A 20,042-nucleotide genomic window follows, 5' to 3' on the forward strand; every position below is an offset into this window, starting at 1 on the left:
AGGGAGTGGGTATGACTGCTTCTGTATCAGTTGTTGATAAAAAAGCATTTGTTCGATGGTTTTTAAAAAATTACCAATTGAAGCGTCGTGAATGTGTATGGATTTTAAATTACCTATTGAGTAATGATGATCTTTTAAAACGAATTCGCTTTGTGGAAGAAGCGCACTATTGCCCTAGAGCAATGGTCATGTCAACAGTGGATTCAACAGGTGTGCCTTTTCGATTTTATAAAGGCAATGTAATGACGGCAGATGCTGAAAAATCATTCCATGATTTACGCTTACACGAGCAAGAAGATATGTATATACAATTGAATTTTCCGAATATACCTCCAAGTGCACAATACTTAGCAGTTTTAGAAGAAAACCCTTATATGCCAGAAACATTACTTGTTAGTGAAAAAGATCGTTTACTGGCAGAAGAACTGCTTTCCAATAGCTTACTCGTATTCCAAGAAGAAAAATTACTTGCACAAATTGATGAAGCCCTTGACCAGGGAGATGAAGAACGCTTTTATGAATTGTCCAATTTGTTACAAGCATTAAAGGAAACGGCTAATTTACGTTAATCATAGGTAAAAATTGAATGTCCTTTACCCACTTCAATATGGTAACATTACTAGTGAATGATTGTTTTCACTTTGTATTGGTTATCCTACTTGAAAGTGGAGAAGGGCATTTTATTTTGCAGTAAAAGGAGGTTTGATGAATGTATTTTAATGCAAGCGATGTAACAGCATTTATGGCACAGAAGGATTTCATCGATACTGCTATTGTCCCACTTGTATCCATTGATCTAGCTACTGAAAAAATGAAACAGAGTGGCGCAGAAGCAGATTTTATTATGTCTTTAACATCTTTTATTGAGAAGCAGTTTAAGGGACGTTTACTTGTCATGCCACCGTTTTCGTATATGCCATCTCTAAAATATGATGACTTGCCACAGCAATTAGAAGTACAATTACATAATGCTGGCTTTAAGCATGTGTTCTTCATTACTTGTGACCATTTTTGGACAAGTGGTGGAGATAGCGTCAATATGATTTGGTTACCAGCTATTCCGTTAGAAAGTATGGATGTGAATGTGAAAAAAAAGATCTTAGAAGATCAGTTACGACAAGTAATTCCGCTGCTTTCGACGAAATGGGCACAAATTTAACATTTAGCTTCAATAAATGTTCACATTCTTCAGCTTTCCACAGAATGCTATATTGACCAAGCTATGGACTTGATATATCATAGATATGTCCTAGTATTACTATTTGTAAAAGTATGTCCGTTGGACTGACCTTTAAGTTAGAGGGGGGAAAACAAGTGAGTAAAAATCGAGTTTCACGTCGTCAGTTTCTAAGCTATACACTAACTGGTGTAGGTGGATTTATGGCGGCAGGTATGCTAATGCCGATGGTTCGTTTTGCAATTGACCCAGTGTTACAAAGTCATGGCGGTGGAGATTTTGTGCAAACGGAACTTAAAGTGACTGACATCACAGAAGAGCCTGTTAAAGTTGACTTTAGCTTTGAACAAGTTGATGCATGGTACAAATCAGATGTAACAAGTGTAGCATGGGTTTATAAAAGTGGCGACCAAATTATTGCCCTTTCACCAGTTTGTACACATTTAGGTTGTATGGTGGACTGGGGTGCAGATTCAGCACACCCTGATCAGTTCTTCTGTCCATGTCATGCAGGGCGTTATGAGAAAAACGGGAAAAACATTGCAGGTACACCACCTACACGCCCATTGGATGAATATGACATACAAGAAAAAGATGGCTATTTAATGATTGGTCCAACAAAAGCAAATACTCTAAGTTAAATAAGTAAGGGGGTACGACAACAGTGCTAAATAAAATTTATGATTGGGTCGATGAACGATTAGATATTACACCGATTTGGCGTGATATTGCCGACCACGAAGTGCCAGAGCACGTTAACCCTGCACATCATTTTTCAGCATTCGTTTATTGCTTCGGTGGATTAACATTCTTCATCACAGTAATTCAAATTCTATCTGGTATGTTCCTAACAATGTACTATGTACCAGACGTTGTGAATGCTTGGAAATCAGTTTATTATTTACAAAACGAAGTAGCATTTGGTGAAATCGTACGTGGTATGCACCACTGGGGAGCTTCATTAGTAATCGTAATGATGTTCTTACATACGCTTCGTGTATTCTTCACAGGTTCTTATAAAAAACCTCGTGAGTTAAACTGGATGGTTGGTGTAGGTATTTTTGGTGTAATGATGGGTCTTGGTTTTACAGGATACTTATTACCATGGGATATGAAAGCATTATTCGCTACAAAAGTAGGTATCGAAATTGCTGCATCTGTACCGTTTATCGGTGGGATGATTAAAGTATTATTAGCGGGTGACACAACAATTCTTGGTGCTCAAACGCTAACGCGATTCTTTGCGATTCATGTATTCTTCTTACCTGCAGTATTGTTTGGGTTACTTGCAGCACACTTTATCATGATTCGTCGTCAAGGAATTTCAGGACCGTTGTAATTAATTGACTTGACGGTTCAATGATCTTTAAAAGGAGGGGACATTATGCATCGCGGAAAAGGAATGAAATTTGTCGGCGATTCTCGTATTAAAGCGAATCACAGAATGCCGAACGTTCCAAAGGATTATTCCGAATATCCAGGTAAGACGGAAGCTTTCTGGCCGAACTTCTTACTGAAGGAATGGATGGTAGGTGCTGTATTTTTAATTGGATACTTATTATTAACAGTCGCTCACCCATCACCACTTGAAGGGCCGGCTGATCCAACTAGAGCATATATACCATTACCAGACTGGTACTTCTTATTTATGTATCAGCTTTTAAAATACTCATTTGCTTCTGGTCCATACAACATAATCGGAGCTATTGTTATGCCAGGTCTTGCATTTGGAGCGCTATTATTAATGCCATTTTTAGACAAAGGCCCAGAGCGACGTCCATCTAAACGTCCATTACCAACAGCGTTTATGTTATTAACTCTAGCAGCTATGTTCTACCTAACTTGGGAGTCTGTGGCTAACCATGACTGGGAAGCTCAAAAAGAGATGAGTAAAATTCCAACACAAGCGGAATTTAATGTAGATGAAACAATGCCTGGTTATGCAATTTGGACAGGCGAAACAGGTGATCAAGCAAAATCATGTATTTCTTGTCACGCTGTTGACTTTACAGCTGCCCCAGCAGCGCCTGCATTAGGTGGTAATACATTAACAGCTGAAGAGATTGAAGAAGTTATTCATAATGGTCGTGGCGGTATGCCAGGTGGACAATTCCAGGGAACAGAAGAAGAACTGAAGCAATTAGCTGAATTCCTCGCAAGCTTAAAACCTATTGAATAAATATAATTTAAAAGAGTCAGGAAACTGGCTCTTTTTTTCGATGTTATGCTACTATTGTGACTGAAAATGAAGCTTAAAAGTTCCCTTATACATAATTATTTTTACGAAAAAAAGTATAGTTTTTATGTTGTAAATGAATGATACATAATAATGGTAAATAGTTTTTGGAACGTTAGAAACCAAGGAGTTGTAATCATGCAAATAACACGAGCAAATATTTGGTATCTTCTCACTCATAAATCCTTTCTCATCATGTTGCTGCTGGTTAATATAGTAGGGACGGTTTACGGCTATTATTGGTATGGCTGGCAGCTTGCCATAACCAAGCCGATTTTTTATATTTTTGTACCAGATAGCCCTACAGCGAGCTTATTTTTCTGCTTTGTCTTAATCGCATGGATTATGGGCAAAAGCTGGCCTCTTATGGAGGTTCTAGCGCTTATTACATTGGTGAAATATGGACTATGGGCAGATGTGATGAATATTTGGACATTGATTGAAACAGGCTCTATTGGCTGGCAAGGCTGGATGCTTGTGGGCTCACATTTTGCGATGGCCGTACAGGCAGTTTTATATATTCAAAAATATGTTTTTTCTTATTGGCATGTAGTGATAGCGGCTATTTGGACATTGCATAATGATGTCATTGATTATGTTTTTGGACAAATGCCAATGTATCGAGATTTAGCCAACTACACAAGCTATATTGGCTACTTTACATTTTGGCTATCCATTGCCTGTATTTTACTCGCTATTTTCTCAATTAAATGGCGCAAATATTTGCCGAATTAGAGCATTAATTATAAAATTATAGTACCTGAGGTAGAAAGGGGTTAGAATATTGTCAACAGGCATGTATATTGTTTATTTTGTAATTATTATGCTGTTGCCACTTTACGCACAAATGAAGGTAAAGGGGACGTATAAGAAATTTGCAAAACAACGTACAATGAAGGGGCAGACGGGTGCAGAGGTAGCGCGTACGATTTTAGATGCCAATGGCTTATATGATGTACGAGTTGTTCCGACACAAGGTGTGTTGTCAGATCATTATAATCCGGCAACCAAGACTGTTGCTTTATCAGAGAGTAACTTTTATGAAGCGAGTGTTGCAGGTGCTGCTGTAGCTGCCCATGAGGTAGGTCACGCCATCCAACATAAAGAAGCTTATTCTATGCTTACTTTACGCAGTAAGCTCGTTCCAGTGGCTAATATTTCATCAAATATGTCTTGGATTTTTGTAATGATTGGGATTTTTGCAAGCAGTACAAATTTCCTGCTGTTAGGGATTGTCCTATTAGCAGCGGGGGTTGTCTTCCAATTGGTAACATTACCAGTAGAATTCGATGCGTCTAAGCGCGCTTTAGTGCAAATGAATTCACTAGGGATTATTACAAATGAAGAGGAACGTCCAGCACGTAAGGTGTTAAGTGCCGCTGCTTTAACATATGTAGCAGCCGCAGCGGTCGCTGTATTAGAGCTATTACGCTTAGTTTTAATCTTTACAAATATGCGCGGGGATGACTAAGAGAAAACTTGTTATGGTTGTACGACCATAACAAGTTTTTCATATACTAAAAACTAATTGGCGGCCATAATGGAAAAATTAGCGCTGTCTTAATCTCTTTCTAAAAAAGGGAGAGTTAAAATTGAGAACAGTGGGAAAATTAAATAGAAAGACATGAAACTACCAAGCGTTAAGAACCAAATATCAATACAACCTATCAACATGAACCCCATACTATTAAACAGAATAAATGAAACTAGCTTATTTTCAAGCTTTTTAGAAATATAAATATTAATAGGAACTACCAAAACAATAGTAAATAAATAGATAGCTAAATAGAACAGTACAAAAAACATTAACATCTCAAACATCGAAAGAGACATTAATTCTGATTCTAAATCTATCTCGATAAATAAAAGACTTAATGTGGTAACTAACGCTACTATTACTGGTAACAGAAGTATTCTTGTTAGATAATTTTTGCTCATTTGAGTTACCTCTTTTAGTTATTATAATCCAGTCTTTATGTTGAACTGAATTATAATAACGATTATAGAAAAGAGGAGCTGAATTCTCAACTTCAGTACCACAACCATAGCAAGTTTTTTCTCTCATTCATTTAATGCAAAGGCTGTTTTTGTTCATCCAGTGTAAAGCCTTCTCCTGCTACATCTCGTACTTCGATAATCGATACGAAAGCATGAGGGTCAACCTCATGGATAATCGATTTTAAACGTACAACTTCATTGCGACCAATCACACAATAAATAACCTCTTTTGGCTGCTTTGTAAAATGACCATGACCTTCTAAAATCGTAATTCCTCGCTCCATGCGTAGTGCAATCGTCTTCGCAATCACATCTGATTGTTCAGAGATAATAAGAGCACCACGAGCTGCATATGCACCATCCTGTACGAAATCTATAACACGTGCACCAACAAAGACGGCAACTAGCGTATACATCATTGAACGAGCATCTAAGAATGTAAGCCATGACAGCATAATAACAATGGCATCAAAAATAAACATTGTCTTACCCATACTCCAGCCCAAATATTTATGCCCTAGTCGAGCTAAAATATCGACACCGCCTGTTGTGCCACCATAGCGAAAAACAATACCAAGCCCTAATCCAACAAAGACACCAGCAAAAAGCGCAACAAGCAGCATATCATCCTCTAAATGAATTATAAATCGATACTTTTGGAAAACTTTGAGGAACACAGATACAGATAATGTTCCAATCAATGTATAAATAAATGATTTTTTGCCAAGTAAACGATAACCAATAATAAACATCGGAATATTTAATAATAGGTTCATTAAGGCAGGGTCCCAACCTAATGTAAAATAAAGTATAAGTGTGATCCCACTAAGTCCACCCTCACCAAGCTGGTTTTGCATGTTGAAGTGAACAAAGCCGAAGCTAAAAATTGCCGCTCCGAGCATTATTGCGATAATATTACGAATTTTAAGCTGTTTTAACATTTGACCTCCTGTAGTTCCAATCAATGAAGTAGTGTTATCTATTATCTGACATTTTATTGGTTTTGACAACAATGGTGTAAATTTTATACGATGGTAAATGGGAGTGTGATGAACTATGACAGAACAACTATCAATGCGAGCTTTGCAACAGCGTGTGGATGCTTATATAGGGCAATTTAAAGAAGGCTATTTTCCACCATTTGAGCTATTAGCGCGTCTTACAGAGGAACTTGGTGAGCTATCACGTGAAGTGCAGGATGTCTACGGGCAAAAAAAGAAAAAGAGCACTGAAGGAACAAATAGTATTGAAGAAGAACTAGGAGACTTTTTCTTTGTATTAGTATGCTTTGCAAATGCACAAGGCATTCAATTAGATCAAGCACTTCTACGAGTTATACATAAGTTTGAAACGAGAGATAAGGATCGTTGGACGAGAAAGGATGAAGAATAATGTCGATTCGTGTAGCCATTGCAGGAGCAAGAGGAAAAATGGGAGCTGAGGCTGTACATACGGTCATGAAACATGACAAAATGGAATTAGTAGCTGTACTAGATTATAAAGAAGTAGGTAAAACACTAGCTGATTTAGAAATGTTTCCAGCCAGTTATACGGCGCCTATCTTTACAGAAATGCATGAACTTGTAGAAGCAACGGCACCTGATGTGCTAGTAGACTTAACAAACCCACATGCAGTATACAAGCACACAAAAGAAGCATTGACGTTAAATGTGCGACCTGTCATTGGAACAACAGGGTTTACAGATGCACAGCTTGAGGAATTAACAGCAATAGCTAAGGAAAAGGAGCTAGGTTGCATTATCGCACCTAACTTTGCCATTGGCGCTATACTAATGATGAAGTTCGCCAAAGAAGCAGCAAAATACTTACCAGATGTAGAAATCATAGAAATGCACCACGATCAGAAGCTGGATGCACCGTCTGGAACAGCCGTGAAAACTGCTCAATTAATACAAGAGGTTCGTGTATCTAAAACACAGGGACATCCAGAAGAAAAAGAAACCATTGAAGGTGCAAGAGGTGGAAATGTTGATGGTATGCGCATTCACTCCGTACGCTTACCTGGTTTAGTGGCACACCAGCAAGTCTTATTTGGAGGAGACGGGCAGCTTTTAACGATTCGCCATGATTCACTAAATCGTAATTCTTTTATGTCAGGCATTGTCTTTTGTGTAGAAGAGGTTATGAAAATGGATCAACTTGTATATGGTCTAGAAAACATCATTTAAAGATGGGGATGGAAGCTATATGAAAATCGCATTAATCGCACATGATCGTAAAAAAGATAATTTAGTACAGTTTGCTATTGCCTACCAGGGTATTTTAATGGAACATTCACTTTATGCGACAGGCACAACAGGACAGCGTGTGATGGAAGCCACTAATTTACAAATAACACGCTTCTGTTCAGGTCCGCTTGGTGGCGACCAACAAATTGGTGCCATGATTGCTAATAATGATATGGACATGGTTATTTTTTTCCGCGATCCATTAACAGCACAACCACATGAGCCAGATGTTTCCGCACTGATTCGTCTTTGTGATGTTTACCAAGTACCATTGGCAACAAATATGGGAACAGCAGAAATACTATTAAAGGGCTTACAAGAAGGTTTTGTGGATTGGAGAATGATACAAGAAAGACGCAATTAAATAAATAAAAGACGTGATTGAGAAAGGATGAATATTGGATGAAAAAGTTAAAAATAGGCATTACTTGTTATCCAACAGTTGGAGGCTCTGGTGTTATTGCAACAGAATTAGGCAAAATGCTTGCAGAAAGAGGACATGAAATTCATTTCATTACCTCAAGCGTACCATTTCGTTTGAATAAAATTTATCCAACCGTCTTTTTCCACGAAGTTGAAGTTAATAATTATTCAGTATTTCAGTATTCACCATACGATATTGCATTAGCAAGTAAAATGGCAGATGTTATCAAAGATGAAGGTTTGGATGTATTGCATGTGCACTATGCCATTCCACATGCAGTATGTGCAGTGTTAGCGCGTGAAATGAGCGGTCAGGATATTGGCATTGTCACAACGCTTCATGGTACAGATATATCGGTGCTAGGGCAAGATTCTACACTTTCCCGTGCGATAAAGTATGGAATTGATAAGTCTGATATTGTGACTACCGTATCCCATGCACTAAAAGAACAAACCTATGAACTGATTGATACAGTAAAGCCCATTGACACCATCTATAACTTTGTGGATGAGCGTGAATATTTCCCTCGTAATCCAGGAAACTTAAAAGCGCAATTCGGTATTCAAGAAGATGAGAAAGTCATTATTCATGTATCGAACTTCCGTAAAATTAAGAATCTTCCGCATATTGTGGAGGCATTTATGAAAATTCGTGCAAATATCAAGGCTAAGCTATTGTTAGTAGGAGATGGTCCTGAGAAGCATCGTGTCATGGATCAGGTAAAGGAAAGTCCATATATGAATGATGTCTTGTTTTTAGGGAAGCAGGAAAATTTAGCTGAATTGTATGCGATTAGCGATCTTAAACTATTACTCTCTCAGCAGGAATCGTTTGGGCTTGTATTATTAGAGGCAATGGCTTGTGGTGTGCCTTGTATTGGATCAAATGTAGGGGGAATTCCAGAGGTTATTGAGCATGGTGTAGATGGCTATATTGTAGAACAAGGGGATATAGATGCAGTAGCGGAGTATGCAGTTCGTTTATTGCAAAATGAGGAACAATTACTGCGTTTTAGAGAGGCTGCTATTCATGCAGTCAATGATAAATTCCATTCCTCTAAAATTGTTGCGCAATATGAACAGCTGTATGAAAAGGTTGCGGAAAGAAATCATGCAAAACAATAAAGAATGGCAGGCAGCTTATGCTGTTATTGAACAATTAGAACAGGCAGGCTTTGAGGCTGTCATTGTCGGGGGGGCGGTAAGGGATGCCTTACTGCAGCGTCCTGCTCATGATGTCGATGTTGCGACAAATGCGATGCCTGAGGAAGTAAAAGCTGTTTTTCAGCGAACCGTAGATATAGGAATTCAGCATGGGACGGTACTGGTGATCGTACCTGCTGGATCTGTCGAAGTAACAACCTATCGCACGGATGGCAAATATACGGATCATCGCAGACCAGAACAAGTTTATTTTGTGCGTTCATTGAAAGAAGACTTGCAACGCCGCGATTTTACGATGAACGCCATTGCTATAAGACGAGATGGTTCTTTTGTTGATTTTTATGGTGGGGTTCAAGATATTGAACGACAGATAATACGAGCAGTTGGTGAGCCACAACAACGCTTTGCAGAAGATGCTTTACGCATGTTACGAGCCATACGCTTTTCAGCACAGCTTGGTTTTACGATAACAGCAGATACACTAGCTGCTATCCAATATCAAGCAGCAGATATTGCCTTTATTGCCAAGGAGCGCATAAAAGCAGAGCTGGATAAACTCTGGGTAGGTCAGGCTGTTTATAGCGCGATTGTAAAATTAGCGGATAGTGGCTTAGCAGCATATTTAACAGGCCATTTTCATGCTGAGGATTGGCGTTCTTTTAAGACAGAGGACAGGCTTGTAGGCTGGGCATATTTCGCTTTACTACAGGGCGCAAGCTGGCAAGAGATACTGCGAGACTATCGACTGTCCAATAAAGAAATGGCATTTGTCAAAGCGGTTGTCACAGCCTTTGAAGCCCTGAAAAGTGGCTGGACGAATCAGCATTATTTTATGTATACAGAGCAGGAGCTGGAGGCAGCATGCTTTCTTGCACAATTAAGGCAGCTAAATGTGCCGTATCCACAGCAACGTATCCATGAATTACAAGCACAGCTACCCCTTCGACATAAACAGGAGCTAGTTGTCAATGGTGCGGATTTGTTGAAATGGTCTGGTAGAATGGGTGGGCCTTGGGTCAAAGCAACATTGGAGGCTATACTGCAAGCCATTCTTCAACACGAACTACCGAATGACCGTCAACAAATAAAAAAGTGGCTGGAACATAATGGTTTCGATAATGCGTAAAAAATACACTAAAAGCCGTCTCTTCCATATAGAAGGCACTGAAAAAGTCGATTTGCCACAAAAAATGTGATGCAAATCGACTTTTTTAAGTTTTCAAATCTAATAAAAGACAGATTACTAATATAAAAGAATGAATTTTTTAGTTTTTCAGTGCCCTCTCCATATAGGGGGCGGCTTTTTGATAGCCATGGATGGTCATTTACACTGATTTACAGTATGATAAAGACGGTTGAATAAGCAAAATAGTGAAGTTGACAAAAGGATTGATGGGGATATGATAAATTCCATAAAGGATGAAATTTTAAAGAGACTGTTAGCGGCGAATGGTGAGGCGGTATCAGGTCAGGACTTAGCAGATGTTCTTGGCGTCTCACGGACAGCTATCTGGAAGCATATGCAGACGTTGCAAGAGGAGGGCTATACCTTTGAAACTATTAAGAAAAAAGGCTATCTTTTAACAGGTGTGCCAAATAGCTTAAGCCCAACGCAAATTGAATTATTTTTACAAACGGAGCATTTTGGGCGCGAACTGCATTATTATGATGTTGTAGATTCTACGCAAACCATTGCACATAAGCTTGCACAGGAGGGGGCTCCACACGGTACAGTTGTGATTGGTGAGGAGCAAACAGCAGGACGTGGTCGTATGGCCCGCCCCTGGGAATCTGCTCACGGCACAGGTATTTGGATGACCGTTATTGTACGACCAGATGTGACACCTCAGCAGGCATCCTCCTACACGCTTGTTGTAGCAGTAGCCATTACCATGGCGATTAAAACATTATACCAGCATGTAGAGCCAGCTATAAAATGGCCTAATGATTTATTGATTAATGGCAAAAAATGTACAGGTATTTTAACAGAGATGCAGGCTGAGGCTGATTGTGTACAAGCTTTACTTGTTGGGATTGGTATTAATGCGAACCAAGGGGCAGCTGATTTTTCCCCTGATATTGCTGAGATTGCAACGTCCTTACGATTAGAGGCGGGTGAGGAAATCAATCGTGCCGCATTGGTTGCATCCATCTTACAATACTTAGAGCAATTTACAGCATTATATGTGAAAGAGGGCTTTGCGAGTATAAAGGCATTATGGGAGCAGCTATCCTGTACAATTGGTCAGCGCATTGAAGTGACGACTATACGTGAGCGCTTTGAAGGCGTTGCGAGTGGCATTACAAATGATGGAGTGTTACAGCTTACACAAGATGATGGCACGGTCCGAATCATTTATGCTGGCGATATCAAATTACTGTAAAAAAAGAAGCTGCAAGGAGAGAAAACTTGCAGCTTTTGATCATATAAAGTGACTTGTGAGTAAGTGTTTCCCAGCCATTATTTTAGGGATAATTCTATATCACCATTTGATGAGGAAATAGTAAGCTGATGATCACCATCAGATAATTGTGTCACATTGTTACGTTGTTCCTCACCATTGATTGTAATATCGCCAAAGCTTGTTGTGAGGTCATAGCCGATCTCGCTTTTTTTATTTTGTAAAGAGAGCGTTGTATCGCCAAAGCTAGAGCTAATAGTTGTTGGACCATGTAACGTGCCATCAATATCCATATCGCCATGCTCACTATTAATAGTTGTGCCATTACTTGTATATTGTTGAAGTGTGATATCGCCAAAGGATTGGCTAATTTCTGTTTTGTCACCCATTATACGATCAAAGGTAATATCACCATAATCTTGCTGAAGGTCTAACTGTTGATAATGAAGCTGCTGAATGGCTATATCGCCAAAGCTATTGTTGATGGTAATTGTATCTAATTCTTTATCTGTGGGGACATGGATTTTGATAGAAGGCGAATGAAAGTTGCCAAAGCCAAATTCTATGCTATTCTTTTTCCTTACGGCTGTTTCAATGATTAGTGTTCCATTGTCAATACGATATGTTACATCCTGCTGCTTCAACACCTTTGTTTCTAGCTTATAATCGCTACCACCTGCGATAATTTCAAGATCGCCATAATCATTGCGAAGATCTATCTTTGTAAATGCATCCAATGTATAAGATTGGCTCACTAATTGCTGATTGCTCGGTACATGGAAGCCATCCTCATCTTTGATAATGAGCCAGCGCCCACCTGAAAAATAACCAACCAGCGCTAATAAAATACCAGCTGCAATCATTGTCATAGCAATCAGGGTATGCTTTGCGGTCATTTAGAAGTCCCCTTTCTTTTTTTTCGTTATTTTATGGAATAGACGTCCTAAGGCTTCCACAGAGACAAGGACAATTTTCTTGATAATACGAACAACCATTGGAAATAGTAAGACACCTAATCCTGTAACGATTAAGCCAATTCCCATAAAGAGCAGTGCAGTCGGCCAATGTTCAGTTAAAATAAGGACCCCTCCAATAAGGGCCGCAATGCCACTGAAAAAAATGCTTGCAACGACAGCACCAATCGCAAAGATAAAACTAATAATAATGACCCCAAAGGAAAAAATAAGTGCGATCGCTGCTGCTAATAATGGTAATGATAGTGGTGCAGACAGGATTGCTAAAATAATTAGCCAAATAGCAGTCATCTTCTTTTTGGTCGATTTTGCAGAAGGGGTTTCCAAATCCTTTAATGCAAAATCAGCTAATATTTGTGAAGCAACATGTGAGGGAGAGCCTAGCTGTGCAATCACTTGCTGCTCATTGTTCTCTCCTGCCTCGTCAAAATATTCTTCATAATAGGCAAGCGCAGCATCTAACTCATGCGCAGGAAGCCGATGTAATTTCCCTCGTAGCTTTTTTAAATAGCTTGCTCTATCCATCTAAATTCCCTCCTAAAAGTACACAATCAATCTTCTCCTTATACACATGCCACTCTTTCAAGAGCTCCAATAGCCGTACACGTCCTTGCTCAGTAATTTGATAATAGCGTCTATTTCTACCTTGAAAGGGCTGATCGTAGGTGATTAAATAATTGGCCTTTTGCAAGCGACGTAATACAGGGTACAGAGTAGACTCTGAAATATCCATCACCGCTTGTACCTGGTGTGTTAACGAATAACCATAGGCATCCTCTTTATCAACAATGGCAAGTACACAAGCATCCAGTAAAGCTGAACCTAGCTGAAATGTCATCTTTCCACCTCACATTCAATACCTATACTTCGATTTATATTATATGACATATAGTATGTGGATAGTATATGACGTATAGTATTAATTGTCAATTACTTAAAAAATAATATTTGAAGATTGTTAGAATTATTGTTATAGTATGTGCTGAAGGGCAGTATCCATTGTGAACGGCACCTTCACACACGCAAGACCCACTTATTATAAATATCTGCCTTGATCTGGTAAAGACAGGGACGGAAGAAAACGATACGTTCAATAAGCTTGTGATGTATTGATCAAGCTTAAGTTTATGACCTTTGTTTAATACAACAGGTCTATTAGCTCTGAACAAAGCCCGACCCTTCTGTCCATTTTTAGAACAGAAGGGTATTTCTGTTTTCTTCTCTTTAAAAAAAGGAGGATTATAAGAATGAAAACGACTTCAGATTTTATCAAAATGAAAGCAGCAGGCGAGAAAATTGCAATGGTTACAGCTTATGATTACCCTGCTGCTAAATGTGCCGAGGATGCGGGGGTGGATATGATTCTTGTAGGCGATTCACTAGGCATGGTTGTGCTTGGCTATGATTCTACAATGCCAGTAACGGTAGCGGATATGGTTCACCATGCAAAGGCAGTACGACGCGGTGCAAAAAATACTTTTGTGGTGGTGGATATGCCATTTGGCTCCTACCACGGTGATATCAATGAAACATTAAAAACAGCTATTATGATGATGCAGCAAACAGGTGCTGATGCCTTAAAACTAGAGGGGGCAGGAGAGGTCATTGCTGTTATTGAAAAGCTAACAGCCGCTGGTATTCCTGTCGTTGCTCATTTAGGCTTATTGCCACAGTCAGCAGGCGTGCTAGGTGGCTATAAGGTGCAAGGAAAAACAGCTGAGCAGGCTGCGACACTTATTGAGGATGCTAAGAAATGTGAAAGAGCTGGTGCTTGTGCAATCGTCTTAGAATGTATTCCACATCAATTGACAGAGCTTGTGGCAGCAAACCTTATTATTCCAACGATTGGCATTGGTGCAGGTGTAGAGGCTGATGGGCAAGTGCTTGTGTACCATGATATGCTCAGCTACGGGTCACATCATGTACCAAAATTTGTACAGCAATTTGCAGATATGGGTAAGGAAGCGAGTAGTGGCATGGTGCATTATGTAGAAGCCGTGAAAGCAGGCACATTCCCTGCATCTCAGCACTTCTTTACGATGAAAGAGGAAGCATTGGATCAGTTATATGGGGGCGTCAAGTAATGAAAGTTGTAACGACAATAGAAGCATTAACGACAGAAATACAGACAGCAAAGCAAAAGCAACAAACAATTGGGCTTGTGCCAACAATGGGCTATTTACATGAGGGCCATTTAACATTGGCACAAGCAGCTCGTGCTGAAAATGATGTCGTTGTTATGAGTATATTTGTGAATCCAACACAGTTTGGACCACATGAAGATTTTGCAAGCTACCCTCGGGATTTGCCTAGAGATACAGCTTTAGCGGAGTCAGTTGGTGTCGATATTGTGTTTGCGCCAAGTGTGGAAGAAATGTACCCCCAGGATGGTGGTATTCGTATTGCCGCAGGGAAGCAGGCAACCATTCTGTGCGGAGCGAGCCGACCAGGTCATTTTGATGGTGTGTTACAGGTTGTGGCTAAATTATTCCATTTAACACAGCCAACACGTGCTTACTTTGGTCAAAAGGATGCGCAGCAGGTTGCGATTATTGCCACGATGGTACGCGATTTTAATTTTCCTATTGAAATGCGTGTGATACCAATTGTGCGTGAGGAGGATGGCTTAGCAAAATCCTCCCGTAATGTTTATTTAAGTGAGTCAGAGCGGCAGGAGGCTCCTGCTATTTATGAAGCATTGCAGCTAGCACGCGATCACTTTTTAGCAACTGGGGATGCAGCAAGTGCTCTTATCGAGGCAAAGAGTCATATCCAAGCACGCACACAAGGCAGCATTGATTATATTGAATTGCTTGCCTATCCAGATCTAACACCTATCACAGCTGCAACAGAGCAAGTGCTAGTGGCAGCAGCCGTTTATATCGGCAAAACACGCTTAATTGATAATTGTATTTTTACTGTGAAAGAGGGACTGTAATAATGTTACGAATGATGATGAATAGTAAAATTCACCGTGCGACTGTGACACAGGCTGACTTAAACTATGTTGGCTCCATCACAATTGATGAGGATATTTTAGATGCAGTAGGGATGCTGGCAAACGAGAAGGTACATGTTGTTAATAATAACAATGGCGCTCGTTTTGAAACATATATTATTGCGGGCAAGCGAGGTTCAGGTGTCATTTGTGTAAATGGCGCAGCAGCACGACTTGTCCAACGTGGCGATATTGTCATTATTATGTCCTATGCGTATGTAGATAATGAAGAGGCAAAAGACCATAAACCAACTGTTGCCATTATGGGCGAGGGCAATACAATTCGAGAAATGATTACTTATGAGCCAGAAGCGACAGTGATGTAAAATCATTGGTCGAACCTAAAAAGAATCTAGGGGAGACAGATCCTTCCTCTATAGAATAAAAATGAATTTAGGAGACCTGTAAACTCTAATCAATTACGCTCCAGCGTAATTGCGTCTGGATTTTTCGAGCTCGCAAGGGAAATCCTCTTCAAAATCCATGACAATGTTTTTTGTACCGAAAGCGCTAGCGTCAGGTACATCCGCCAGGGCTTTTATCTTGATTCAGTGGGTGTCTCGTCACCCACTGAGCAGAGGTGAAAATAGGCATTCATCCTTCCCTACAGAGGAAGTGATCTTCCACTGAATCAAGATAAATAGATTTACAGGTCTTTACTAATAGGCTTAGTTCAGCTTTTCAATAGGTAGTTTACTGAAAATATCTTCCTTTAAGTTAGTCGTTCCCTTATCCTTCCTCTGCATATCTTCTTCTGCCTTATCCATTTGATCTATATTAAATTTCCCTTGATGGGCAGAGCTAATGCCATATTGATTCCATGCCTCCACCCAACCTAAAAATAAAACATAGGTTGAATCGGATTGTAGTTTTGTATAATGCCCATAATATACTTCCGTAATCCCAGGCTCCAAACCATTCTCCATTATATAATAAGGCTCTCTAATTTCGATTTCCGTATTTTCTAATTTTGGATCCCCTTTGATGACATTTACTATTTTGATAGTACTTAAATGATAACCGTCAGGAAACCCGTCAAAAGGCGTTAAGATATTTTCAGGCTTCCCGATCAGTTGGGCTGTAACGACAAGATCGCTTCCTTCCATTCTTTCTTCATAATTTTCATATGTTTTCATCATCCCACTCTCAAGATGAATGGTTTTCACTCTATTTAAGTCTGCTACACTATAAGCTACGATCACTATAGACAGGATGATTACCAGCCCATACATTCTCTTGTTATTTTTCATTATTTAATTCCCCCATTTATATCGCAGATGGCTAACATCATCACTAGACGGGTAAGCAGAATTTGTCTGACTACCTGAATACATCCATGAGTTCTGATTACTGTGGGCTGGATTGTTTTCAAAATGATGCATACTTAATGCATGTCCAATTTCATGTCCAGTTAGCTTAACAACTTTATCCCAACCAGTATAACCCAAAGCTATTCTTTGTGTATCGTCAATTCTAATAGTAACTCTATCAAAAAGCGTACCATTTATTACATTATTTGGACTAATTAAAACTGCGGTCCCGAATATATTTAAATAATACATCTCAGTCAATCCTGCATAACCTACTGGCAAGTTATTACTACCAACATAAACTTTTATGTCTGAACTTGCATTTGTAGATGCTGACATATTTACTTTAGAAGATGAATTATTCCAGTTGGTAAACGCATGTTGAAAATGGCTTTGCATACCGTATGAGTTGACACTTGAATCTAACCAATAAGTTAACGAACTAGCGCCTTGCCTAAATTGACCTTTTAATATGTGAGCTGTATCATGGCTTGCAAATGTACTGCTACAATACCCAATGATTAAACATCCTAAGATAAATGCTGAGAAAAAATTTCTTTTTACCATATAATTACCTACTTTTCATTTATTTTACTAAATTTTACTCTATTAATCTACTATATTTTTAAATAATTGGATTTTATATTTATAATGTAATTTTATTGAGTTTAACCCAACGAATCTGAGTTTTTAGACACGTTATCGTATTTATAAAATATATTTGATAAAAATACGAATCTTCTAGTATTTTGTATCATATTTATGTAAAATTTAGTTGTAAGATATAACTTAATTGATTAATGGAGGTATCAGTTGCAATGACAAACAAACGAAACAGATTTTACACAGCAACTGCAGCGGCATTGGCCGTAGCAGCAGTGGCAGTAGCACCAGCATCAGCAGCAAGCCCTTTTTCAGATGTCAAGGAAGACTATGCCCATTATGAAGGCATTGCCACACTCTACGCAGCAGGTATTGTCAATGGATACCCAGATGGTACATTTAAACCGGAAACAAAAGTCACACGTGGACAAGCTGCGAAAATGATTGCAGGCGCACTCCAGCTAGATACAAAAACTATCGAGAATCCAAATTTTACAGATGTTGATGTATCAAGCCCATACTATGGCTCTATTGCAGCACTTGCAGCATTGGACGTTATTTCAGGCTATGAGGATGACACATTCCGTCCAAATCAAACAATTACACATGGTAATTTAGCAAAAATTCTAGGTTCTATTCCAGCATTACCAGTGTTAGAGAGTGCGAAAGGCTATGCAGAAAACGATAGTGTAACACGTGGTCAGCTTGCAACATTCATTGCAGAAGCGCTAACAAAATCAGGGATAGAAACACCTGAAGTGCCAGAAACGCCTGAAACACCAACAGAAGATGGATTTACATTATCTGTTTTACATGTCAATGATACACATGCTCGTGCAGATCAATTACCGAAATTAGCAACAGCTGTAAAAGAACAACGTGCGGCAAAAGAAAATGTTCTTACATTGCATGCTGGTGATGCATTTAGCGGTACATTATATTTCAATGAATTTCAAGGTCAAGCAGACTTAGCGTTATTAAATGAAATTGGCTTCGATGCGATGGTGTTTGGTAACCATGAATTTGATTTAGGCTCTTCACCTGAAGGACATAAGGCACTTGCAGATTTTGTAAAAGGTGCTAAATTCCCATTCGTTGGTGCCAATGTAGATTTCTCAGCAGATGATACATTCACGGGTCTCTTTACAGATTTAGTGTCAAGTGAACCTGAAAATGGCAAAATCTATTCAGGGATTGTCAAGGAAATTGATGGTGAAAAAGTAGGGATTTTTGGCTTAACAACAGAAGAAACGAAAGATATTGCATCTCCAGGGAAAGTAACATTCTCTAATTATATTGAAGAAGCGAAAAAAGCGGTCACGGCCTTTGAAGGTATGGGTGTCAATAAAATTATCGCCCTAACACATATTGGCTATAACGATAATCCAAATGTTGATAATGATATTTTATTAGCCAAAAATGTACCAGGTATTGATGTAATTGTTGGTGGTCACGACCATACAAAATTAGACGAACCATTTATTGTGGATACCAACACAGTAGGAGAAGCGAAAGAGGCAACATTAATTGTTCAAGCAAATGAGTATGTAAAATATTTAGGTACGCTTGATGTTACATTTGATGAAAATGGTGTTGTTACGGAGTACGATGGTGAACTAATTGACCTTGGAAAAGTAGCGGAAGATGAAGCATTAGTAAAATTATTAGCACCTTATAAAGAGCAAGTGGATGCCGTAAACAATAAAGAGATTGGTGTCACATTAACAGAAGAATTAGCTAGTCCACGTGCAGGTGAAGGTAGCTTGGAAAGTGTGCGTAGCAATGAAACAGCATTAGGCAATATTATTACAGATGGTATGCTGGCAAAAGCACAACAATATACAGATAAAGCCGTTGTGATGGCATTACAAAATGGCGGCGGTATCCGTACATCTATTCCAGCAGGTAATATTACAGTTGGTCAAGTTATTGCGGTATTGCCATTTGGCAATACATTAGCATTAATGGATGCAACAGGTGCAGAATTAAAAGCTGCATTTGAAGTATCTGTAAAAAATGCACCAGAAGAAAATGGTGGCTTCTTACACGTTGCAGGCGCAAAAGTACAATACGATTCTTCACAAGAAGTAGGCTCACGTGTTGTATCAATTGAGTATTTAGATCAAGCAACAGGCGAGTATGTAGCAGTAGAGGATGCTAAAACTTACACAGTCGCAACAAATGCCTTTACTGCTAAGGGCGGAGATGGCTTTGATATGTTTGCTAAAGCATACGAGGAAGGCCGTGTAACAGATTTAGGTTTATCTGACTGGGAAAACCTACAGGAGCAATTACTATCACTAAAAGAAATCAAAACAACGACAGAAGGACGTATTGTTGATATTGCCCAACAGCAATAAGACATTCAACTCATGACGTAAAAACCGCAATTGGATGAGAGCTATTCTCGAAGATTGCGGCTTTTATTTTTTAGAAGATTGCTAGATGGTATGAAAGGATGCTGCTAAACCAAATATATGATAAAATTCATCTATCTAATGTGAACTG

24 protein-coding genes are annotated in these 20,042 nt (G+C 39.1%); 17 read left to right on the forward strand and 7 right to left on the reverse strand.

The window, feature by feature from the left end; genetic code table 11:
- The first annotated feature begins 11 nt into the window (after positions 1 to 11).
- The 7 genes from ADM90_RS07275 (at position 12) to ADM90_RS07305 (ending at position 4,884) form a co-directional block, all read left to right on the forward strand.
- On the forward strand, positions 12 to 569 hold the full coding sequence (locus ADM90_RS07275) for a ReoY family proteolytic degradation factor (protein WP_036123193.1): 558 nt from the start codon (positions 12 to 14) through the stop codon (positions 567 to 569).
- 140 nt (positions 570 to 709) lie between these two features.
- Positions 710 to 1,159, forward strand: a complete 450-nt coding sequence (locus ADM90_RS07280; protein WP_053994342.1) for a YpiF family protein — start codon at positions 710 to 712, stop codon at positions 1,157 to 1,159.
- 155 nt (positions 1,160 to 1,314) lie between these two features.
- Positions 1,315 to 1,818, forward strand: a complete 504-nt coding sequence (locus tag ADM90_RS07285) for a QcrA and Rieske domain-containing protein (RefSeq protein ID WP_053994343.1) — start codon at positions 1,315 to 1,317, stop codon at positions 1,816 to 1,818.
- Between the two features lie 23 nt (positions 1,819 to 1,841).
- Positions 1,842 to 2,516, forward strand: a complete 675-nt coding sequence (gene qcrB / locus ADM90_RS07290) for a menaquinol-cytochrome c reductase cytochrome b subunit (protein WP_004232663.1) — start codon at positions 1,842 to 1,844, stop codon at positions 2,514 to 2,516.
- A 45-nt stretch (positions 2,517 to 2,561) separates the two neighbouring features.
- Positions 2,562 to 3,356 (forward strand): menaquinol-cytochrome c reductase cytochrome b/c subunit, encoded by a 795-nt coding sequence (locus ADM90_RS07295; RefSeq protein WP_053994344.1) that lies wholly within the window; start codon positions 2,562 to 2,564, stop codon positions 3,354 to 3,356.
- Positions 3,357 to 3,551: 195 nt separating this feature from the next.
- A complete protein-coding gene (gene lhaT, locus ADM90_RS07300) occupies positions 3,552 to 4,148 on the forward strand; it encodes a lipoprotein heptaprenylglyceryl N-acetyltransferase LhaT (protein WP_053994345.1) in 597 nt (198 codons plus the stop codon).
- Positions 4,149 to 4,209: 61 nt separating this feature from the next.
- Positions 4,210 to 4,884: a zinc metallopeptidase gene (locus ADM90_RS07305; protein WP_053994918.1), complete on the forward strand. Its 675-nt coding sequence runs from the start codon at positions 4,210 to 4,212 to the stop codon at positions 4,882 to 4,884.
- A gap of 89 nt (positions 4,885 to 4,973) precedes the next feature.
- Here the strand turns inward: ADM90_RS07305 and ADM90_RS07310 are convergent, their stop codons facing one another.
- Both ADM90_RS07310 and ADM90_RS07315 read right to left on the reverse strand, forming a co-directional pair.
- Positions 4,974 to 5,351, reverse strand: a complete 378-nt coding sequence (locus tag ADM90_RS07310) for a hypothetical protein (protein ID WP_053994346.1) — start codon at positions 5,349 to 5,351, stop codon at positions 4,974 to 4,976.
- A gap of 131 nt (positions 5,352 to 5,482) precedes the next feature.
- Positions 5,483 to 6,352 carry a YitT family protein gene (locus tag ADM90_RS07315; protein WP_053994347.1) on the reverse strand — a complete coding sequence of 290 codons (870 nt, stop codon included), beginning with the start codon at positions 6,350 to 6,352 and terminating at the stop codon, positions 5,483 to 5,485.
- Positions 6,353 to 6,467: 115 nt separating this feature from the next.
- Between ADM90_RS07315 and ADM90_RS07320 the strand changes: the two genes are divergently transcribed.
- The 6 genes from ADM90_RS07320 to ADM90_RS07345 all read left to right on the forward strand — a co-directional run bounded on the left by ADM90_RS07320 (position 6,468) and on the right by ADM90_RS07345 (position 11,631).
- Positions 6,468 to 6,803 carry a nucleotide pyrophosphohydrolase gene (locus ADM90_RS07320; RefSeq protein WP_053994348.1) on the forward strand — a complete coding sequence of 112 codons (336 nt, stop codon included), beginning with the start codon at positions 6,468 to 6,470 and terminating at the stop codon, positions 6,801 to 6,803.
- On the forward strand, positions 6,803 to 7,600 hold the full coding sequence (dapB, locus tag ADM90_RS07325) for a 4-hydroxy-tetrahydrodipicolinate reductase (RefSeq protein ID WP_053994349.1): 798 nt from the start codon (positions 6,803 to 6,805) through the stop codon (positions 7,598 to 7,600). The genes ADM90_RS07320 and dapB overlap by 1 nt, the downstream gene beginning before the upstream one ends.
- A gap of 19 nt (positions 7,601 to 7,619) precedes the next feature.
- The gene (gene mgsA, locus ADM90_RS07330) at positions 7,620 to 8,024 is read left to right on the forward strand and encodes a methylglyoxal synthase (RefSeq protein WP_053994350.1); all 405 of its coding nucleotides are present in this window, start codon (positions 7,620 to 7,622) and stop codon (positions 8,022 to 8,024) included.
- A gap of 38 nt (positions 8,025 to 8,062) precedes the next feature.
- Positions 8,063 to 9,208 carry an N-acetyl-alpha-D-glucosaminyl L-malate synthase BshA gene (gene bshA / locus ADM90_RS07335; protein ID WP_053994351.1) on the forward strand — a complete coding sequence of 382 codons (1,146 nt, stop codon included), beginning with the start codon at positions 8,063 to 8,065 and terminating at the stop codon, positions 9,206 to 9,208.
- A complete protein-coding gene (locus tag ADM90_RS07340; protein ID WP_053994352.1) occupies positions 9,195 to 10,373 on the forward strand; it encodes a CCA tRNA nucleotidyltransferase in 1,179 nt (392 codons plus the stop codon). The genes bshA and ADM90_RS07340 overlap by 14 nt, the downstream gene beginning before the upstream one ends.
- Positions 10,374 to 10,647: 274 nt before the next feature.
- Complete coding sequence (locus ADM90_RS07345) at positions 10,648 to 11,631, forward strand: biotin--[acetyl-CoA-carboxylase] ligase (protein ID WP_053994353.1); 984 nt, start codon at positions 10,648 to 10,650, stop codon at positions 11,629 to 11,631.
- A 77-nt stretch (positions 11,632 to 11,708) separates the two neighbouring features.
- Here the strand turns inward: ADM90_RS07345 and ADM90_RS07350 are convergent, their stop codons facing one another.
- The 3 genes from ADM90_RS07350 to ADM90_RS07360 are packed head-to-tail and all read right to left on the reverse strand — an operon-like array spanning position 11,709 to position 13,461.
- Positions 11,709 to 12,545: a DUF4097 family beta strand repeat-containing protein gene (locus ADM90_RS07350; protein WP_053994354.1), complete on the reverse strand. Its 837-nt coding sequence runs from the start codon at positions 12,543 to 12,545 to the stop codon at positions 11,709 to 11,711.
- Positions 12,546 to 13,148, reverse strand: a complete 603-nt coding sequence (locus ADM90_RS07355; RefSeq protein WP_053994355.1) for a DUF1700 domain-containing protein — start codon at positions 13,146 to 13,148, stop codon at positions 12,546 to 12,548. It lies immediately after the preceding gene.
- The gene (locus ADM90_RS07360; protein WP_053994356.1) at positions 13,141 to 13,461 is read right to left on the reverse strand and encodes a PadR family transcriptional regulator; all 321 of its coding nucleotides are present in this window, start codon (positions 13,459 to 13,461) and stop codon (positions 13,141 to 13,143) included. The genes ADM90_RS07355 and ADM90_RS07360 overlap by 8 nt, the downstream gene beginning before the upstream one ends.
- Before the next feature lie 409 nt (positions 13,462 to 13,870).
- Between ADM90_RS07360 and panB the strand changes: the two genes are divergently transcribed.
- From panB to panD, 3 genes are read left to right on the forward strand one after another with little or no spacing between them, the layout of a single operon-like run.
- Positions 13,871 to 14,707: a 3-methyl-2-oxobutanoate hydroxymethyltransferase gene (gene panB, locus ADM90_RS07365; protein WP_053994357.1), complete on the forward strand. Its 837-nt coding sequence runs from the start codon at positions 13,871 to 13,873 to the stop codon at positions 14,705 to 14,707.
- On the forward strand, positions 14,707 to 15,561 hold the full coding sequence (panC, locus tag ADM90_RS07370) for a pantoate--beta-alanine ligase (RefSeq protein WP_053994358.1): 855 nt from the start codon (positions 14,707 to 14,709) through the stop codon (positions 15,559 to 15,561). Before panB ends, panC begins: the two co-directional genes overlap by 1 nt.
- A 2-nt stretch (positions 15,562 to 15,563) precedes the next feature.
- Complete coding sequence (gene panD, locus ADM90_RS07375; RefSeq protein WP_053994359.1) at positions 15,564 to 15,947, forward strand: aspartate 1-decarboxylase; 384 nt, start codon at positions 15,564 to 15,566, stop codon at positions 15,945 to 15,947.
- Positions 15,948 to 16,289: 342 nt separating this feature from the next.
- Here the strand turns inward: panD and ADM90_RS07380 are convergent, their stop codons facing one another.
- Both ADM90_RS07380 and ADM90_RS07385 read right to left on the reverse strand, forming a co-directional pair.
- Positions 16,290 to 16,871, reverse strand: a complete 582-nt coding sequence (locus ADM90_RS07380) for a hypothetical protein (protein ID WP_053994360.1) — start codon at positions 16,869 to 16,871, stop codon at positions 16,290 to 16,292.
- A gap of 3 nt (positions 16,872 to 16,874) precedes the next feature.
- Complete coding sequence (locus ADM90_RS07385) at positions 16,875 to 17,498, reverse strand: hypothetical protein (protein ID WP_053994361.1); 624 nt, start codon at positions 17,496 to 17,498, stop codon at positions 16,875 to 16,877.
- 251 nt (positions 17,499 to 17,749) lie between these two features.
- Between ADM90_RS07385 and ADM90_RS07390 the strand changes: the two genes are divergently transcribed.
- On the forward strand, positions 17,750 to 19,894 hold the full coding sequence (locus tag ADM90_RS07390; protein WP_053994362.1) for a 5'-nucleotidase C-terminal domain-containing protein: 2,145 nt from the start codon (positions 17,750 to 17,752) through the stop codon (positions 19,892 to 19,894).
- The last annotated feature ends 148 nt before the right edge of the window (positions 19,895 to 20,042 follow it).

Origin of the sequence: Lysinibacillus macroides, assembly GCF_001281525.1 — a bacterium.
GTDB lineage: Bacteria > Bacillota > Bacilli > Bacillales_A > Planococcaceae > Lysinibacillus > Lysinibacillus macroides.

Coding starts and splice junctions, on each gene's coding strand:
- ADM90_RS07320 (WP_053994348.1), top strand. CDS start 6,468: ATGACAGAACAACTATCAATGCGAGCTTTGCAACAGCGTGTGGATGCT.
- ADM90_RS07350 (WP_053994354.1), bottom strand. CDS start 12,545: ATGACCGCAAAGCATACCCTGATTGCTATGACAATGATTGCAGCTGGT.
- ADM90_RS07345 (WP_053994353.1), top strand. CDS start 10,648: ATGATAAATTCCATAAAGGATGAAATTTTAAAGAGACTGTTAGCGGCG.
- panB (WP_053994357.1), top strand. CDS start 13,871: ATGAAAACGACTTCAGATTTTATCAAAATGAAAGCAGCAGGCGAGAAA.
- lhaT (WP_053994345.1), top strand. CDS start 3,552: ATGCAAATAACACGAGCAAATATTTGGTATCTTCTCACTCATAAATCC.
- panD (WP_053994359.1), top strand. CDS start 15,564: ATGTTACGAATGATGATGAATAGTAAAATTCACCGTGCGACTGTGACA.
- ADM90_RS07295 (WP_053994344.1), top strand. CDS start 2,562: ATGCATCGCGGAAAAGGAATGAAATTTGTCGGCGATTCTCGTATTAAA.
- bshA (WP_053994351.1), top strand. CDS start 8,063: ATGAAAAAGTTAAAAATAGGCATTACTTGTTATCCAACAGTTGGAGGC.
- ADM90_RS07390 (WP_053994362.1), top strand. CDS start 17,750: ATGACAAACAAACGAAACAGATTTTACACAGCAACTGCAGCGGCATTG.
- panC (WP_053994358.1), top strand. CDS start 14,707: ATGAAAGTTGTAACGACAATAGAAGCATTAACGACAGAAATACAGACA.
- mgsA (WP_053994350.1), top strand. CDS start 7,620: ATGAAAATCGCATTAATCGCACATGATCGTAAAAAAGATAATTTAGTA.
- ADM90_RS07380 (WP_053994360.1), bottom strand. CDS start 16,871: ATGAAAAATAACAAGAGAATGTATGGGCTGGTAATCATCCTGTCTATA.
- dapB (WP_053994349.1), top strand. CDS start 6,803: ATGTCGATTCGTGTAGCCATTGCAGGAGCAAGAGGAAAAATGGGAGCT.
- ADM90_RS07315 (WP_053994347.1), bottom strand. CDS start 6,352: ATGTTAAAACAGCTTAAAATTCGTAATATTATCGCAATAATGCTCGGA.
- ADM90_RS07275 (WP_036123193.1), top strand. CDS start 12: ATGACTGCTTCTGTATCAGTTGTTGATAAAAAAGCATTTGTTCGATGG.
- ADM90_RS07280 (WP_053994342.1), top strand. CDS start 710: ATGTATTTTAATGCAAGCGATGTAACAGCATTTATGGCACAGAAGGAT.
- ADM90_RS07340 (WP_053994352.1), top strand. CDS start 9,195: ATGCAAAACAATAAAGAATGGCAGGCAGCTTATGCTGTTATTGAACAA.
- ADM90_RS07310 (WP_053994346.1), bottom strand. CDS start 5,351: ATGAGCAAAAATTATCTAACAAGAATACTTCTGTTACCAGTAATAGTA.
- ADM90_RS07305 (WP_053994918.1), top strand. CDS start 4,210: ATGTATATTGTTTATTTTGTAATTATTATGCTGTTGCCACTTTACGCA.
- ADM90_RS07385 (WP_053994361.1), bottom strand. CDS start 17,498: ATGGTAAAAAGAAATTTTTTCTCAGCATTTATCTTAGGATGTTTAATC.
- ADM90_RS07360 (WP_053994356.1), bottom strand. CDS start 13,461: ATGACATTTCAGCTAGGTTCAGCTTTACTGGATGCTTGTGTACTTGCC.
- ADM90_RS07355 (WP_053994355.1), bottom strand. CDS start 13,148: ATGGATAGAGCAAGCTATTTAAAAAAGCTACGAGGGAAATTACATCGG.